Origin of the sequence: Frigidibacter sp. ROC022, assembly GCF_024723735.1 — a bacterium.
Classification (GTDB): Bacteria; Pseudomonadota; Alphaproteobacteria; order Rhodobacterales; family Rhodobacteraceae; genus SLM-1.
The window spans coordinates 215,982-229,425 of sequence record NZ_JANQDU010000004.1 but is presented as its reverse complement, the minus strand read 5'-3'; the positions used below and the strand labels follow the sequence as shown (position 1 = coordinate 229,425).

At 66.7% G+C, this 13,444-nt stretch carries 16 protein-coding genes; 10 read left to right on the top strand and 6 right to left on the bottom strand.

Annotated elements, in window-relative coordinates; all coding sequences use genetic code 11:
* Window positions 1-62 precede the first annotated feature (62 nt).
* The 10 genes from NUW50_RS17135 to NUW50_RS17090 all read left to right on the top strand — a co-directional run bounded on the left by NUW50_RS17135 (window position 63) and on the right by NUW50_RS17090 (window position 8,148).
* A complete protein-coding gene (locus NUW50_RS17135) occupies window positions 63-506 on the top strand; it encodes a MarR family winged helix-turn-helix transcriptional regulator (RefSeq protein ID WP_258290381.1) in 444 nt (147 codons plus the stop codon).
* On the top strand, window positions 503-1,639 hold the full coding sequence (locus NUW50_RS17130) for an HlyD family secretion protein (RefSeq protein WP_258290380.1): 1,137 nt from the start codon (window positions 503-505) through the stop codon (window positions 1,637-1,639). The genes NUW50_RS17135 and NUW50_RS17130 overlap by 4 nt, the downstream gene beginning before the upstream one ends.
* Window positions 1,636-3,159, top strand: a complete 1,524-nt coding sequence (locus NUW50_RS17125) for a DHA2 family efflux MFS transporter permease subunit (RefSeq protein WP_258290379.1) — start codon at window positions 1,636-1,638, stop codon at window positions 3,157-3,159. Before NUW50_RS17130 ends, NUW50_RS17125 begins: the two co-directional genes overlap by 4 nt.
* A gap of 70 nt (window positions 3,160-3,229) precedes the next feature.
* Window positions 3,230-3,562 (top strand): ArsR/SmtB family transcription factor, encoded by a 333-nt coding sequence (locus NUW50_RS17120; protein ID WP_258290378.1) that lies wholly within the window; start codon window positions 3,230-3,232, stop codon window positions 3,560-3,562.
* A 13-nt stretch (window positions 3,563-3,575) separates the two neighbouring features.
* The gene (locus NUW50_RS17115) at window positions 3,576-4,079 is read left to right on the top strand and encodes an arsenate reductase ArsC (RefSeq protein ID WP_258290376.1); all 504 of its coding nucleotides are present in this window, start codon (window positions 3,576-3,578) and stop codon (window positions 4,077-4,079) included.
* A 43-nt stretch (window positions 4,080-4,122) separates the two neighbouring features.
* Entirely contained in the window at window positions 4,123-5,133 is a 1,011-nt protein-coding gene (gene arsB / locus NUW50_RS17110; RefSeq protein WP_275982220.1) for an ACR3 family arsenite efflux transporter, read from the top strand.
* On the top strand, window positions 5,130-5,549 hold the full coding sequence (arsC, locus tag NUW50_RS17105) for an arsenate reductase (glutaredoxin) (RefSeq protein ID WP_258290374.1): 420 nt from the start codon (window positions 5,130-5,132) through the stop codon (window positions 5,547-5,549). Before arsB ends, arsC begins: the two co-directional genes overlap by 4 nt.
* Entirely contained in the window at window positions 5,542-6,255 is a 714-nt protein-coding gene (gene arsH, locus NUW50_RS17100; RefSeq protein WP_443135118.1) for an arsenical resistance protein ArsH, read from the top strand. The genes arsC and arsH overlap by 8 nt, the downstream gene beginning before the upstream one ends.
* A 62-nt stretch (window positions 6,256-6,317) precedes the next feature.
* Window positions 6,318-6,662, top strand: a complete 345-nt coding sequence (locus NUW50_RS17095; RefSeq protein WP_258290372.1) for an ArsR/SmtB family transcription factor — start codon at window positions 6,318-6,320, stop codon at window positions 6,660-6,662.
* Between the two features lie 46 nt (window positions 6,663-6,708).
* On the top strand, window positions 6,709-8,148 hold the full coding sequence (locus NUW50_RS17090) for an NAD(P)-binding domain-containing protein (protein ID WP_258290371.1): 1,440 nt from the start codon (window positions 6,709-6,711) through the stop codon (window positions 8,146-8,148).
* Window positions 8,149-8,186: 38 nt separating this feature from the next.
* Here NUW50_RS17090 and NUW50_RS17085 read toward each other — a convergent pair whose 3' ends face one another.
* The 6 genes from NUW50_RS17085 to narI all read right to left on the bottom strand — a co-directional run bounded on the left by NUW50_RS17085 (window position 8,187) and on the right by narI (window position 13,444).
* The gene (locus NUW50_RS17085; RefSeq protein WP_258290370.1) at window positions 8,187-8,864 is read right to left on the bottom strand and encodes an ABC transporter ATP-binding protein; all 678 of its coding nucleotides are present in this window, start codon (window positions 8,862-8,864) and stop codon (window positions 8,187-8,189) included.
* On the bottom strand, window positions 8,861-10,066 hold the full coding sequence (locus NUW50_RS17080) for an ABC transporter permease (protein WP_258290369.1): 1,206 nt from the start codon (window positions 10,064-10,066) through the stop codon (window positions 8,861-8,863). Before NUW50_RS17080 ends, NUW50_RS17085 begins: the two co-directional genes overlap by 4 nt.
* On the bottom strand, window positions 10,066-11,235 hold the full coding sequence (locus NUW50_RS17075) for an efflux RND transporter periplasmic adaptor subunit (protein ID WP_258290368.1): 1,170 nt from the start codon (window positions 11,233-11,235) through the stop codon (window positions 10,066-10,068). The genes NUW50_RS17080 and NUW50_RS17075 overlap by 1 nt, the downstream gene beginning before the upstream one ends.
* Window positions 11,236-11,376: 141 nt before the next feature.
* On the bottom strand, window positions 11,377-11,892 hold the full coding sequence (locus NUW50_RS17070; RefSeq protein ID WP_258290367.1) for a DUF2478 domain-containing protein: 516 nt from the start codon (window positions 11,890-11,892) through the stop codon (window positions 11,377-11,379).
* Between the two features lie 22 nt (window positions 11,893-11,914).
* The gene (locus NUW50_RS17065) at window positions 11,915-12,712 is read right to left on the bottom strand and encodes a peptidylprolyl isomerase (RefSeq protein WP_258290366.1); all 798 of its coding nucleotides are present in this window, start codon (window positions 12,710-12,712) and stop codon (window positions 11,915-11,917) included.
* Window positions 12,713-12,715: 3 nt separating this feature from the next.
* Window positions 12,716-13,444 (bottom strand): respiratory nitrate reductase subunit gamma, encoded by a 729-nt coding sequence (gene narI, locus NUW50_RS17060; RefSeq protein ID WP_258290365.1) that lies wholly within the window; start codon window positions 13,442-13,444, stop codon window positions 12,716-12,718.

Here is a 13,444-nt window from a genome sequence, read left to right as displayed (position 1 = left end):
TGCCTCTTGCATATACTACGTATGGCTACTATCTGGCCGCGTAGCAAATTGAGGCGGATTGGATGCAAAGTCTCGGACTCATGCTTCACGACGCGGCGCGGCTGATGAAGAGCGCGTTCGAACGACGGGCGCGCGAGCATCGGCTGTCGCTGATGCAATGGCGGACCCTGGGGGCCCTGTATCGAAGCGACGGGATGACGCAGACGGCGCTGGCGTCCCGGGTCGAGGCCAGCCAGATGACGATGAGCGACATCATCGACCGTCTTGAAAGCGACGGGCTGGTACGCCGCGAGGCCGACCCGAGCGATGGCCGCGCCAAGCTGGTCTGGATCACCGACCGGGCCAGGCCGATCGTCGAGGAGATGCGCCGGATCGCCGACGACGTCTATGCCGAGGCGCTGGCGGGGATCACCGAAGAAGACCTCCAGGGCCTGACCCGCGGGCTGCAGCAGATCGCCGCCAATCTCGAAGCCTCGGGGATCGAAGAGAAGGAAGACAACTCATGAACGCCGCGACCAAGCGCATCGAGGCGGTGCCCGTGCCGGATGCCCGGAAGGCCGAACCGCAGGTCGAGACGGTACAGCCCAGCGAAGCCGGGCCTCCGCCGCAGCCTGCGAAGCCGAAGAAACGCCGTAACCGGCTTCTGATGCTGGCGGTCCCGCTACTTCTTGCCCTCGGCGGCGGTTACGTCTGGTTGACCGGCGGGCGTTATGTATCGACCGACAACGCCTATGTGCATCAGCCGATCGTCACTATTTCGCCGGACCTGGCCGGCAGGATCGTGGCCGTCGATGTCACCGAGAACCAGGCCGTCGCCGCAGGCACCCCGATCTTCCATCTGGACCCTGAACCGTATCGGATCGCGTTGGATAAGGCCGATGCTGCGCTGGCCTCGGCCCGGCTGTCGGTCGCGCAGCTGCGCGCCGCCTATGCGACCGCGCAGGCAAAGCTCACCGCGGCCGAGCAGATCCTGGACGTCCGGAAACGCGAGTTCGACCGCCAGAAAGCCCTGGCCGGGCGCGGCGTCTCGTCGTCGGCGGCGCTGGATGAGGCGACGATGGCCGTGCAGGTCGCCGAAAACGATGTAACCCTGGCGCGGCAGGGCGTGGCCGCGGCAGCGGCAGCGCTTGGCGGTGACCCTGACATCGAAACCGACTCCTTTCCCGCGGTCCGTGCCGCCCTGGCGCAGCGCGAAGCCGCCGAGCGGGACCTGTCCAAGGTCGAGGTCGTGGCGCCGGTGGCGGGGATCGTCAGCCAGATCGAGAGTCTGAATGTCGGTCAATACGTCACCCCGGGCACCAACGTTGCCAGCATCGTCGAGACCGGCGAGACCTGGATCGAGGCCAATCTCAAGGAGACCCAGCTGGAATCCCTGCAGGTCGGCCAGCCGACAAGCATCCACATCGACGCCTATCCGGGAGTCGAACTGACCGGCTCGGTCGAAAGCATCGGCTCGGCCACCGGCTCGCAGTTCTCGTTGATCCCGGCACAGAATGCGACCGGCAACTGGGTGAAGGTGGTGCAGCGTGTCCCGGTGCGGATCAGCGTCACCCCCGACGCCGACCATCCGCTGCGCGACGGGATGAGCGTCACGGTATCGGTCGACACCGGCCGCACGCGACTGGACAAACTGGGATGAGCAGCCCGGCCGCCCATTCGAAACCGGCGGTCGAGGTCGCCCATCCCGGCTGGCTGACGGCCGCGATCATGCTGGCCACGGTGATGCAGGTGCTCGACACCACGATCGCCAATGTCGCTCTGCCGCACATGGCATCGAGCCTCGGCGCCGCGCAGGACGAAATCACCTGGGTGCTGACCTCCTATATCGTCGCCTCGGCCATTGCGACCCCGGTGACCGGCTGGGTGACAGACCGGTTCGGACGGCAGGCGGTCTTCGTCGCCGCGATCGGCGGTTTCACACTGGCCTCGCTGGCCTGCGGCATCGCGACCAGCCTGTCCGAGATGGTGCTGTTCCGGGTCGTCCAGGGGATTTTCGGCGCGGTGCTCATCCCGCTGGCGCAGGCCGTGATCCTCGACATCAACCCGCGTGAGCGGATCGGACAGGCGATGGCGATCTACGGCGCCGGGATCATGGTCGGCCCGATCATCGGCCCGACCCTGGGCGGTTGGCTGACCGAGACCTTCAACTGGCGTTATGTGTTCCTGATCAACCTGCCGGTCGGATTGCTGGCCCTGACCGGGATTCTCGCCTTCCTGCCGAAGACCGGCCTGAAGCGGCGGCGCTTCGACTTCTTCGGCTTCGCCATGCTGGCGCTGGCGGTCGGGGCGCTGCAGCTGATCCTCGACCGGGGTCAGGCCGTCGACTGGTTCGAGTCGCTCGAGATCTGGATCTATCTCTTCCTCTCGATCAGCGGCTTCTGGGTCTTCATCGTGCATTGCTGGACCGCCGACGATCCCTTCATCGACCTCAGGATCTTTGCCGACCGCAATTTCGCGACCGGGCTGGTCTTCATCTTCATGGTCGGGTTGACGCTGTTCTCGGGACTGGCCCTGTTGCCGCCGCTTCTGCAGTCGCTGCTGGGCTATCCGGTCATCACCACCGGCATCGTCATGGCCCCGCGCGGGATCGGCACCATGCTGTCGATGATCCTGGTCGGCCGACTGGTCGCCAGGATCGACGCCCGGGCGCTGATCCTGTTCGGGCTGGGGATGACCTCCTGGTCACTGTGGATCATGTCGGGCTTCGACGTCACCATGGACCGGCAGCCGATCATCATGTCGGGCGTGATTCAGGGCTTTGGCCTGGGTTTCGTCTTCGTGCCGCTCTCGACCCTGACCTTCGCCACCCTGGCGCCCCACTATCGCGGCGATGCCACCTCTCTGTTCAGCCTGGTCCGCAATGTCGGCTCGGGCGTCGGGATTTCCATCGTCACCACGGTTCTGGCCCGGATGGTGACGGTGAACCACGAAGAGCTGGCCGCCCGTCTCACCGCCGACGCGCCGCAGGTGGCCAGCCAGGTGCCCGGCCTGCTTTCCGGCAATCCGACGATCGCCAAGGTCGTCGACGGGCTGGTCAGCCAGCAGGCAGCGATGATCGCCTATGACGACAATTTCCTGCTGATGCTGGTCTTTACCCTCGCCGCAGCGCCCATCGTCTTTCTTCTGCGCCGTCCGAAACACACCGCCGCCAAGGCCTGAGACCAGCACAGTGGCGACGGCGCGGGATTATCCGCTTGCGGGGCCTCTTTGAATCGGGTTATCTCGATATATGGAAAAGAAACGTCACCTCGCGGCACTTTCCGCTCTTGGCCATGAAACCCGGCTGGATGTGTTCCGCCTGCTGGTCAAGGCCGGGGCGCAGGGGATGCTGGCGGGCGAGATCGCCGATGCGCTGGACGTGCGACAGAACACCATGTCCAGCAACCTGTCGATCCTCGCCGCCGCCGGACTGGTCCGCAATGCTCGCGAGGGCCGCGGGATCCGCTATTTCGCGGATATGGAGGGGATGCGCGCCCTGCTGGGCTACCTCATGGAAGACTGCTGCGGCGGTCGGCCCGATCTGTGTCAACCGGTGATCGATCAGGTCGCCTGCGCCTGCTGAGGAAGACAAGACCATGTACAACGTTCTGTTTCTTTGCACCGGAAACTCGGCCCGTTCGATCCTGGCCGAAGCGGTGATCAACCGCGAGGGCCGGGGCAGGTTCAAGGGCTACTCGGCCGGGTCGCATCCCAAGGGCGAGGTCCATCCCTACAGCATCGACCTGCTGAAACGGCTGAACTACGACACCTCTGGGTTCCGCTCGAAGAGCTGGGACGAATTCGCTGGCCCCGACGCGCCGAAGATGGATTTCGTCTTCACCGTCTGCGACCAGGCAGCGGCCGAGGAATGCCCTTATTGGCCCGGCCAGCCGATGACCGCACATTGGGGCCTGCCCGATCCCGCCGCGGCCACCGGTTCCGAGACCGAGCGCCGCCTGGCCTTCTCCGACACCTACCGGATGCTGAAGAACCGCATCTCGATCTTCGTCAACCTGCCGCTGAAATCGCTCGACGGCCTGTCGCTTCAGTCCCGTCTGCGGGAGATCGGCAAGGATCAGGCCCGCGCCGAGACCGAATAATCAAGGGACCACCATGGCCGAAACAACCGCCGCCCCAGCCGCGATGGGGCCCTTCGAACGCTGGCTGACGCTTTGGGTGGCGCTGGCAATGCTGGCCGGTATCGGCATCGGCAGCCTGTTCCCCGGCCTGGTCGGAGCGATCGCCGCCGCAGAAGTGGCGCAGATCAACCTCGTCGTCGCGGTGCTGATCTGGGCGATGGTCTACCCGATGATGGTCGGCGTCGATTTCGGCGCCGTGGCCGGGGTGGCGCGGCAGCCGAAGGGGCTGCTGGTGACGCTGATCGTGAACTGGGCGATCAAACCCTTCACCATGGCGCTGCTGGCGGTGCTGTTCTTCGACCACGTCTTCGCGCCCTGGATCGCACCCGAGGACGCGGCGCAATACACCGCCGGGCTTATCCTGCTGGGCTCCGCGCCCTGCACGGCGATGGTCTTTGTCTGGTCGCAGCTGACCCGCGGCGACCCGACCTATACGCTGGTCCAGGTCTCCCTGAACGACCTGATCATGGTGGTGCTCTTCGCGCCGATCGTCGCCTTCCTGCTGGGCGTCACCGACATCGCGGTGCCGTGGCAGACGCTGGTGCTTGCGACGTTGCTCTATGTCCTGCTGCCACTGACCGCCGGGCTGATCACCCGCCGCGCCCTGGGCAGCGACGAGCGGATTGCCCGCTTCACCGCGCGCATCAAACCCTGGTCGGTGGTCGGCCTCATCGCCACCGTGGCCATCCTGTTCGGCCTGCAAGGCCAGGTGATCCTTGACCGTCCCGTGGTCATCGCGCTGATCGCGGTGCCGATCCTGATCCAGAGTTACGGCATCTTCGCCGTCGCCTATGGCGCCGCCTTCGCGCTGAAGGTCCCGCATCGGATCGCGGCGCCCTGCGCGATGATCGGCACGTCGAATTTCTTCGAACTGGCGGTGGCGGTGGCGATCAGCCTGTTCGGCCTGTCCTCGGGCGCGGCGCTGGCGACGGTCGTCGGAGTGCTGGTGGAAGTGCCAGTGATGCTGTCGCTGGTTGCCTTTGCCAACCGGACCCGCGAAAGGTTCCCGGCATGATCGTGATCCATCACAACCCGGCCTGCGGCACCTCGCGCAATGTCCTGGCCATCATCAGGGCCGCGGGCGAGACGCCGGTGGTCATCGACTATCTGGCCGAGGGCTGGACAAGGGCGCAGCTTCTGGGCCTGTTCGCCGCCGCCGGGCTGACCCCGCGCGAAGCGCTGCGGGTCTCGAAATCGCCCGCCGCCGAGCTGGGCCTGACCGATCCGGCAGTAGCGGACGAAGTGCTGATCGACGCGATGATCGCGCATCCTGTGCTTGTCAATCGACCGATTGTCTGCACTCCGAAGGGTGTCCGCCTGTGCCGCCCGTCGCAGGCCGTCCTCGACCTCCTCGACCAGAGGCCCAAGGGGCCGCTCTACAAGGAGGACGGCACCATGATCCTTGATGCAGAAGGCCAAGCTGTTGACTGATACGCCGGCGCTCGACGACGCGCATTTCCGCCTGCCCGATCCCGACTCCCTGTTTCCGAAAGAGCGCCGCAGCGACCCGCCGCGGTTCCTGCTGCTCTATGGCTCGCTGCGGACCCGCAGCTTCAGCCGTTTCGCCGCCGAGGAATCCGGACGAATCCTCCGCCGGCTGGGCGCCGAGACATGTATCTACAACCCTTCCGGGCTACCGCTGCCCGATGACGCGCCGGCCGAGCACCCGAAGGTGGCCGAACTGCGCGATCTGGTGTCCTGGTGCGACGGCATGGTCTGGAGCACGCCCGAACGGCATGGCGCCATGACCGGGATCATGAAGGCGCAGATCGACTGGATTCCGCTGTCGCTGGGCGCAGTGCGGCCGACCCAGGGCAAGACCCTTGCCGTGATGCAGGTCAATGGCGGCTCTCAAAGCTTCAACGCCGTCTCGCAACTGCGCATCCTTGGCCGCTGGATGCGGATGCTGACGATCCCGAACCAATCCTCGGTGCCGAAGGCCTTCAACGAATTCGACGAAGCCGGGCGGATGCGGCCTTCTCCCTTCTACGACCGGATCGTCGACGTGATGGAAGAGCTGATGAAATTCACTCTGCTGACCCGCGACATCCGCGAGCATCTGGTGGACCGCTATTCCGAACGGAAGGAAACCGGCGAATCCCTGATCGCGCGGGTGAACCGGACCGCGGCCAACTGATATTTCCAGAATTATCGAAATAGTCGTTGACTCCGGCGCGCCGCATTGCCATCTATATTTCCATGAAACTCGAAATAGCAGCCCGCCAGCTTGAAGCGCTCGGCAATCCGACCCGGCTCGCCATCTATCGCAGCCTTGTGCGGGCGGGGCGGGCGGGGATGCCCGTCGGCCAGGTGCAGGACCGGCTCGGCATGGCCGCCTCGACCCTGTCGCACCATATCAGGCGCTTGGTCGATCAAGGCCTGGTCCGGCAGGAGCGCGACGGCACCAGCCTGATCTGCCATGCCGTATATCCGGCCATGGCGGCGCTCATCGGCTATCTGGCCGACGAATGCTGTGCCGAAGAAGGCTGCGGCACCGGCGATGCCACAGTGTCGGACACGACGGCGACGGCCGAAACGAACTGACGATTCACGATTATTCGACCATTCCAGCCCCTTGGAAGGACTCCAGATGACCGACCTGTCCAATCTTCCCATTGCCGTCATCGGCGCCGGGCCCGTGGGCCTTGCCGCCGCAGCCGAACTGCTCGAACGCGGCATGACCCCGCTGATCTTCGAACGCGGCAACAGCGCCGGCGCGGCGGTCGCCGAATGGGGGCATGTGCGCGTGTTCTCGCCCTGGGAATACAACACGAATGCAGCCGCGCGGAGGCTTCTGGAACCGACCGGCTGGACCTTGCCCGACCCCGACTATCTGCCGACCGGGGCCGAGCTGATCCGCGACTATCTGGCCCCGCTCGCCGCGCATCCCGCCATCGCGCCGCATCTGCACCTGAATGCCGAAGTGCAGGCCGTCACCCGCCAGGGCCGCTCGAAACTGGCCAGCGACGGGCGTGACGCAGCCCCCTTCGTCATCCTCTGGCAGGACGCCGAAGGTCGCCACCGCAGCCTAGCCCGCGCCGTGATCGACGCCTCGGGTACCTGGGTGAAACCCAATCCGATCGGGCTCGACGGCCTGCCCGTCGAAGGTGAGCAGGAGAATGCCGGGCGGATCGCCTATGGCATCCCCGACGTGCTGGGCCGCGCCCGCGACACCTATGCCGGCCGGCACTCGCTGGTGATCGGGGCAGGCCATTCGGCGATCAATGCCGCGCTCGACCTGATGGAACTGCAGGCGCAGGTGCCGGGAACGCAGATCACCTGGGCCACCCGTTCCGGCGGGATCGAGCGGGTGCTCGGCGGCGGCTTGAATGACGAGCTTCCCGGACGTGGCCAGCTGGGCCTGAAAGCGGCCGAGGCGATACGTTCGGGCAGGGTATCGTTCCGCTCGCCCTTCGCCGTCGATGCGATCGCGGCGCGTGGCGGCGGCCTGAGCGTCACCGGGACCGAGGCCGACCAGCCGGTCAGCTTCTCGGTCGACCGGATCATCGTCGCCACCGGCTTCCGTCCCGATCTCTCGATCCTGTCGGAACTGCGGCTCTCGCTCGACCCGATCGTCGAAGCGACGCCGATGCTGGCCCCGCTGATCGACCCCAACCTGCATTCCTGCGGCACCGTCCGCCCGCATGGCGTGGTCGAGCTCAGCCAGCCCGAGAAGGATTTCTACATCGTCGGCATGAAGAGCTATGGCCGGGCACCGACCTTCCTGATGACGACCGGTTACGAGCAGGTGCGCTCGGTCGTGGCCGAACTGGCCGGCGACCCGGTCGCGGCGCGGGAAGTGCGGCTGAAGCTTCCCGAAAGCGGCGTCTGCAAGACCGGATCCGCGTCCAAGGCCACGGCCTGCTGCGGCACCACCGAAGCACCCGCCGACACCGCCGAAACCGGCTGCTGCGGCGGGGCGCCCAAGGCGGATGCCACTGCCTGCTGCGCACAGGACGAAGAGGCCAAGGCTGCCGGTCAATCCGGCTGTGGCTGCGGGATCAGGGCCGAAACCGAGCCGGCGGAATAGGCCCGGAACGCTCCCCCGGGCCCTCCGCGGCCCGGGCGCTATCCGGTCACCAGACCGTCGCCGACCACGATCTGCCGCCGACAGAAACCGGCAATCTTCTCGTCATGGGTCGAGATCAGGAAGGTCGTGCCCTCCTCCCGGTTGATCTGCCCGATCAGCTCCATCACCTGCATCGCCGAGGCGCGGTCGAGATTGCCGGTGGGCTCGTCGGCCAGCACCAGTTCGGGGCTGTTCATCAGCGCCCTGGCCACCGCGACCCGCTGTTTCTGTCCGCCCGAGAGATTGGCCGACGGAAAGTCGATCCGGTCCCCCAGCCCCATCCGCACCAGCAGATCCCGGCCCCGTTCCCGCGCCGCCGGGGTCTCGCGCCCCTCGCGGACCGAGGTCGGGAAGATCACGTTCTCCAGCGCGGTGAAATCTGGCAGCAGATTGTGGAACTGGAACACGAAGCCGATGTGCAGGTTGCGAAAGGCCGTCAACTCGCGATCCCCGGCCGCGATCAGGTCCTGGCCCAGCATCACGTGACTGCCCGAAGTGGGTTTCATCAGCGTGCCCAGGATCGTCAGCAAGGTGCTCTTACCCGAACCGGAAGGGCCGAGAAGGGCGGCCATCTCTCCGGTATCGAGACGCAACGACAGGCCGCGCAACACCCGGGTCGCGGCCTCGCCGCTGCCATAGGTCTTGACCAGATCGCGAACTTCCAGAAGCGCGCTCATTGGCCGATCGCCGTGACAGGATCGACCCGCGCCGCCGAGCGGGCCGGAAGGATCGAGGCCAGCACCGCGCCGATCACGGTCAAGAGGATCGCCAGCCCGTAGGAGCCCTGGGTGATGTCCATCGGCAGGGTCCCGGCCCGGAACTCGTCGCGCGAAGGGAAGGGCAGCAGAGCCAGATAACCGAGCACCGCGCCCGAGAGGCCACCCATCAGCCCCACCAGTCCGCCCTGCATGACGAAGACGAACACGACAAACCCGCGTCCGGCGCCCATCGCCCGCATGATCCCGATCTCGGGACGGCGGCGGTAGGTCGACAGCAGCAGCGCCGAGGCGACCCCGATGACGATGGTGATCAGCGCGAAGGTCTTGAGGAAAATCCCGGTCTGCGCCTGGGCGTCCAGCGCCTCCATCAGCTGCTCCGCCCCGTCGGTCCAGGGCACCGCGTCCAGCCCGGTCAGGGCCCGGATGCGCAGCGCGATGTCATCGGCGCTGTTCAGATCGTCCAGCTTGATCTCGATCCGGGTCACCCCCTGCGGGGTATCGAACAGCGAGCGGGCCGTGGACAGGCTGACAAAGGCACGCCCGTCATCCATGGCACCGTTGCCGGTCAGGAAGATGCCGCCGAGGGTCAGCAGGATCGTTGCCCCGTCCGAGGACTGCAGCCGCAGCGTCTGGCCCAGCGACAACGACAGATCGTCGGCCAGCTTCTGCCCCAGGATGATCCCGTCCGACGCCAGCCGCGCAGATCCTTCGACCATGTAGCCATCCAGGTCCAGGATCGCCGATTCATTCCCCGGCTCGACCCCGGTGACGCTGACCTGCGCGCTTTGTGCTCCCCGCGCCAGCAGGCCGGCCCCCGAGATCTGTGGCGACACGGCCTTGACCCCCGGCACCGCCGCGATCAGCGGCACCCAGGTCGCGGATTGCGACAGGGTGGCCGTTCTTGTCTCGCCACGTTCGGACGCGACCAGCACCGCGCCATCGGGTGCGATCAGCAGCGGCGGGTCCACCGTCTCGGCCTGGATCGTGATATGCGACATGTCGCCGACAGTGCGGGACAGGATGAACTCGGCCAGCCCGCCGATCAGCGCCGACATGAAGATGAAGATGAAGACACCGACCGCGACGCCCAGCACCAAGAGCGCCGTCTGGCCCTTGTTCGCCGTCAGATAGCGGGCCGCGATCTTGAGCGCGTAGAGCATCAGGGAAGGTCCGGTTCCACGGCCTGCCCGTCGCTGATGCCGGTTGCATCGGCGATCACCACATCGCCCTCGGCCAGCCCGTCGGTCACGATCAGCCGGGCCGCGGGCCATTCCACCACCGTCACCGGGCGCAGCTGCGCCTTGCCGTCGGTCACAACGAAGACGCCCTGCCCTTCGGCCCCGGCGCGCAATGCGGCGCGGGGGACCGTCAGCGCGGCGGCACGCTGCTCCACAACGATATTCGTGGCCACCGTCATGCCGATCGGGGCCGAGACCGGATCGTCGAAGTCGATCTTGATCGCCAGACCGCCGGTCGACACGTTCACGACGGTGGAGACGAAGCTGACATGACCGTCCCGGGTCGCGCTCTCGCCGGCCAGTTGCAGCACGGCCGGCTGGTTCAGCGCGATCTGGGTGGCATAGGCCTCGTCCACATCCGCTTCGACCACCAGATCGCTCAGATCGGCAAGGGTAAGCAGCGGGATCGTCGGCCCGACGATCTGTCCGCGCTCGGCGTCCAGCGTCAGCACGCTGCCCGTCACCGGTGCCCGGATCGTGTAATTCGCAAGCACCACATTGGCCTGATCCAAGGCGGCGGTCAGGCGGGCAACCTCCTGCTCGGCGGTCTCGAGATCATGGGCCGCGGCCTCCAGCGCCACCCGGGTGACATTGCCACCCCCGGCCACCGCCCGGTCATAGGCCTCCTGCGCCCGCTGCCGGGCCACGAGCGCGGCGTCCAGCGCGGCGGCGGATTGGCGCACGATGGCGGTCTGCGCTTCGGAATCGACCCAGGCCAGAATCTGGCCGGCCTCGACCTTGTCTCCCTCCGCCACCTCGATCGACTTGAGGTTGCCGGTCACGACCGAACGCACCTCGACCGAGTCCTCCGCCGCGATCCGGCCATTGACCGCCAGAACCCGCGTCGCCGGGGCCAGCGCGGCGACCTCGACCGCGACCACCGGCGGGCGCGACATCCAGAATTGCGTATAGAGCAGGCCGGCGATGGCGACGAGGATCAGCCCCGCGCCACCCCAGAGCCACCAGCGCCGCCGGGGCTTGCGGACCGGCGCGACGTGGCCGGAGGCCGGGACCAGCGATACCGACTCTGCCCGAGGCACCGGCATATCCGTGCTCTGGTCCAGAGAGGACTTGTCATCAATCGGGGCCAAGCGGGTATCCTTCAAACAGACTGAACGCCCATGCCGGACGATTGTTCCGCAGACTAGCCCCGCAGATCATGGGCGCCTTGACGTGGATCAGCCGATACCGAGGGCGACGCCACGGCAGATGCGCCGGGCGGTCCGGGGCCGCTACACCCGTTCCAGCGCCAGGACCTGCTCCGCCCAGCCTCGCAGCGCCTGGATGTCCGGCGCCAGTTCGACGGCCAGCCCCTCGCAGAACTTGTCGAAGGCCTCCCTGCTCAGCCGGTTAAGCCCGACCAGAACCGGAATCCCCTGGCCCAGAGCCTCGGCGATCAGGGCCCGGAAGCCGCGCCCTTCGGCCTCATGCTTGCCGAACTTGTTGATGATCAGGATATCCGGCCCCTCCGCCACCTCGGCCTCGCAGAGCGCCACCGCCTGTTCCAGCGCCGCCGGATCAAGCCGGCATCCGCGCGACCCGGCCCCGAGTTCCTGCGAAATCCGCAGCACCGGACCGGCGGGCAGCACCTGGATATCCATGTCGCAGGGAAGACTGCCGGGCCTCTCGCTGTTGATCTGGACGGTGCCGCAGGTCCGAACCCCGCGCGCCGCCAGATCGGTCGCCAGCCGTTGCAGCAACAGGTCGGTGTCGCCGCGGCCCGGGGCGATGGTATAGGCGATGTTCATCCCTGGTCCTTCCCTGACTGGCCTACAGCGCCCGGATATCCGGCCCGCTGATCTTCGCCGCCGCCACCAGTTCATCGACGAAAGCCCGCGCGGCTTCGGTCCAGGCGGCTTTTTCCATAGCCTCGGCCAGCTTGGGACGAACCACCTCGTAGGGCAATACCTGGCCCTCCGCGCAGGCATCCATCCGCACCACATGCCAGCCGAACCGAGTCCGTACCGGCTCTTGCGTGATCTCGCCCTCCGGCAATTGGCGCAGGACGGCCTCGAATTCGGGCACCGTGTCGCCGGGGCCAAGCTGGCCCAGGGTACCACCATTGGCTTTCGATCCGCAGTCGCTGTCGCTGGCCGCGAGATCGGCAAAGCGGCGGGCGCCCTTGTTCAATGCCTCGATCAGCAACTCGGCCCGGATTCGCGCCGCGCTGGCGGCCTCATGCTCACCGGGGTCGCAGGCGCAGAGGATGTGCGAAACCTCCCAGAGCGGCGGCGCCCTGTAGCGATCGGGCTCCTTGGCCCATTCCGCGCGCACCATCTCTTCCGATGGTTCCGGCGCCTCCAGCGCCTCTTCCAGAAGCGCCCGGATCAACGCCTCGTCCTCGGTTTCGCTCTTCCCGGCGCCAAGGTCTTCGCAGGTGGCGACGATGCCACGCCGCTGCGCCTCTTCCAGCAACAGCTGTCGCACCGCCAGGGCACGGGCCGCCTTGCGCCAGGCCAGGCCGGGCTTGCCCTTGGGCGCATGGTGGTTCTGCGCCTCGGCCGAAATCGCCGCTGCGGGGATGATGGTTCCGTTCACCACCAGTTCGGGAAGAAGCGCCGCCGACATGCCCTACTCCGCCGGTTTGGTGGCCGGGCGCTTGCCCGCCGATGCGGCCAGGCGACGCGAGCGGACGATCTGATAACCGGGCCGCAGCACATAGCGGATCGGCGCGAAGATGCCCGAGGCGATATGGACCAGACGGCTGAACGGGAACAGGACAAAGATCGTCAGGCCGGTCAGGATATGCAGTTCGAATATCCACGACGTGCCTTCGGTATAGCTGGCCGCGTTCGGGTCGAGGGTGAAGATGCCCTGCGCCCACAGCATGAATTTGATCATCTCGCTGCCGTCGATATGTTGCAGCGACACGAAGATCGACAGCGCGCCGAGGCAGAGCTGGAACAGCAGCAGCGCCAGGATTGCGATGTCCATCTTGCTGGAAGTCGCGAGGATCCGGCTGTCGGTCAGGCGGCGGTGCAGCAGCATGAAGCCGCCCACCAGCGCCAGGACCGCCCCGAAGCCCCCCACGACGATCGCCAGTATCTGCTTGAACTGATGCCCGACATGCAGCGCCTCCAGCAGCGGGATCGGGGTCAGCAGCCCGACGACATGGCCGAAGAAGATCGTCAGCACACCGATGTGGAACAGGACCGAGCCGAGGATCAGCTGCCGGCGGCGCAGAAGCTGGCTGGACGAGGTCTTCCAGGTGAAGGGGTCGCGGTCATAGCGGGCGATGCTGCCGATCACCAGGATCGCCAGGGCGATGTAGGGGTATATTCCGAAAATGAAATAGTGCAT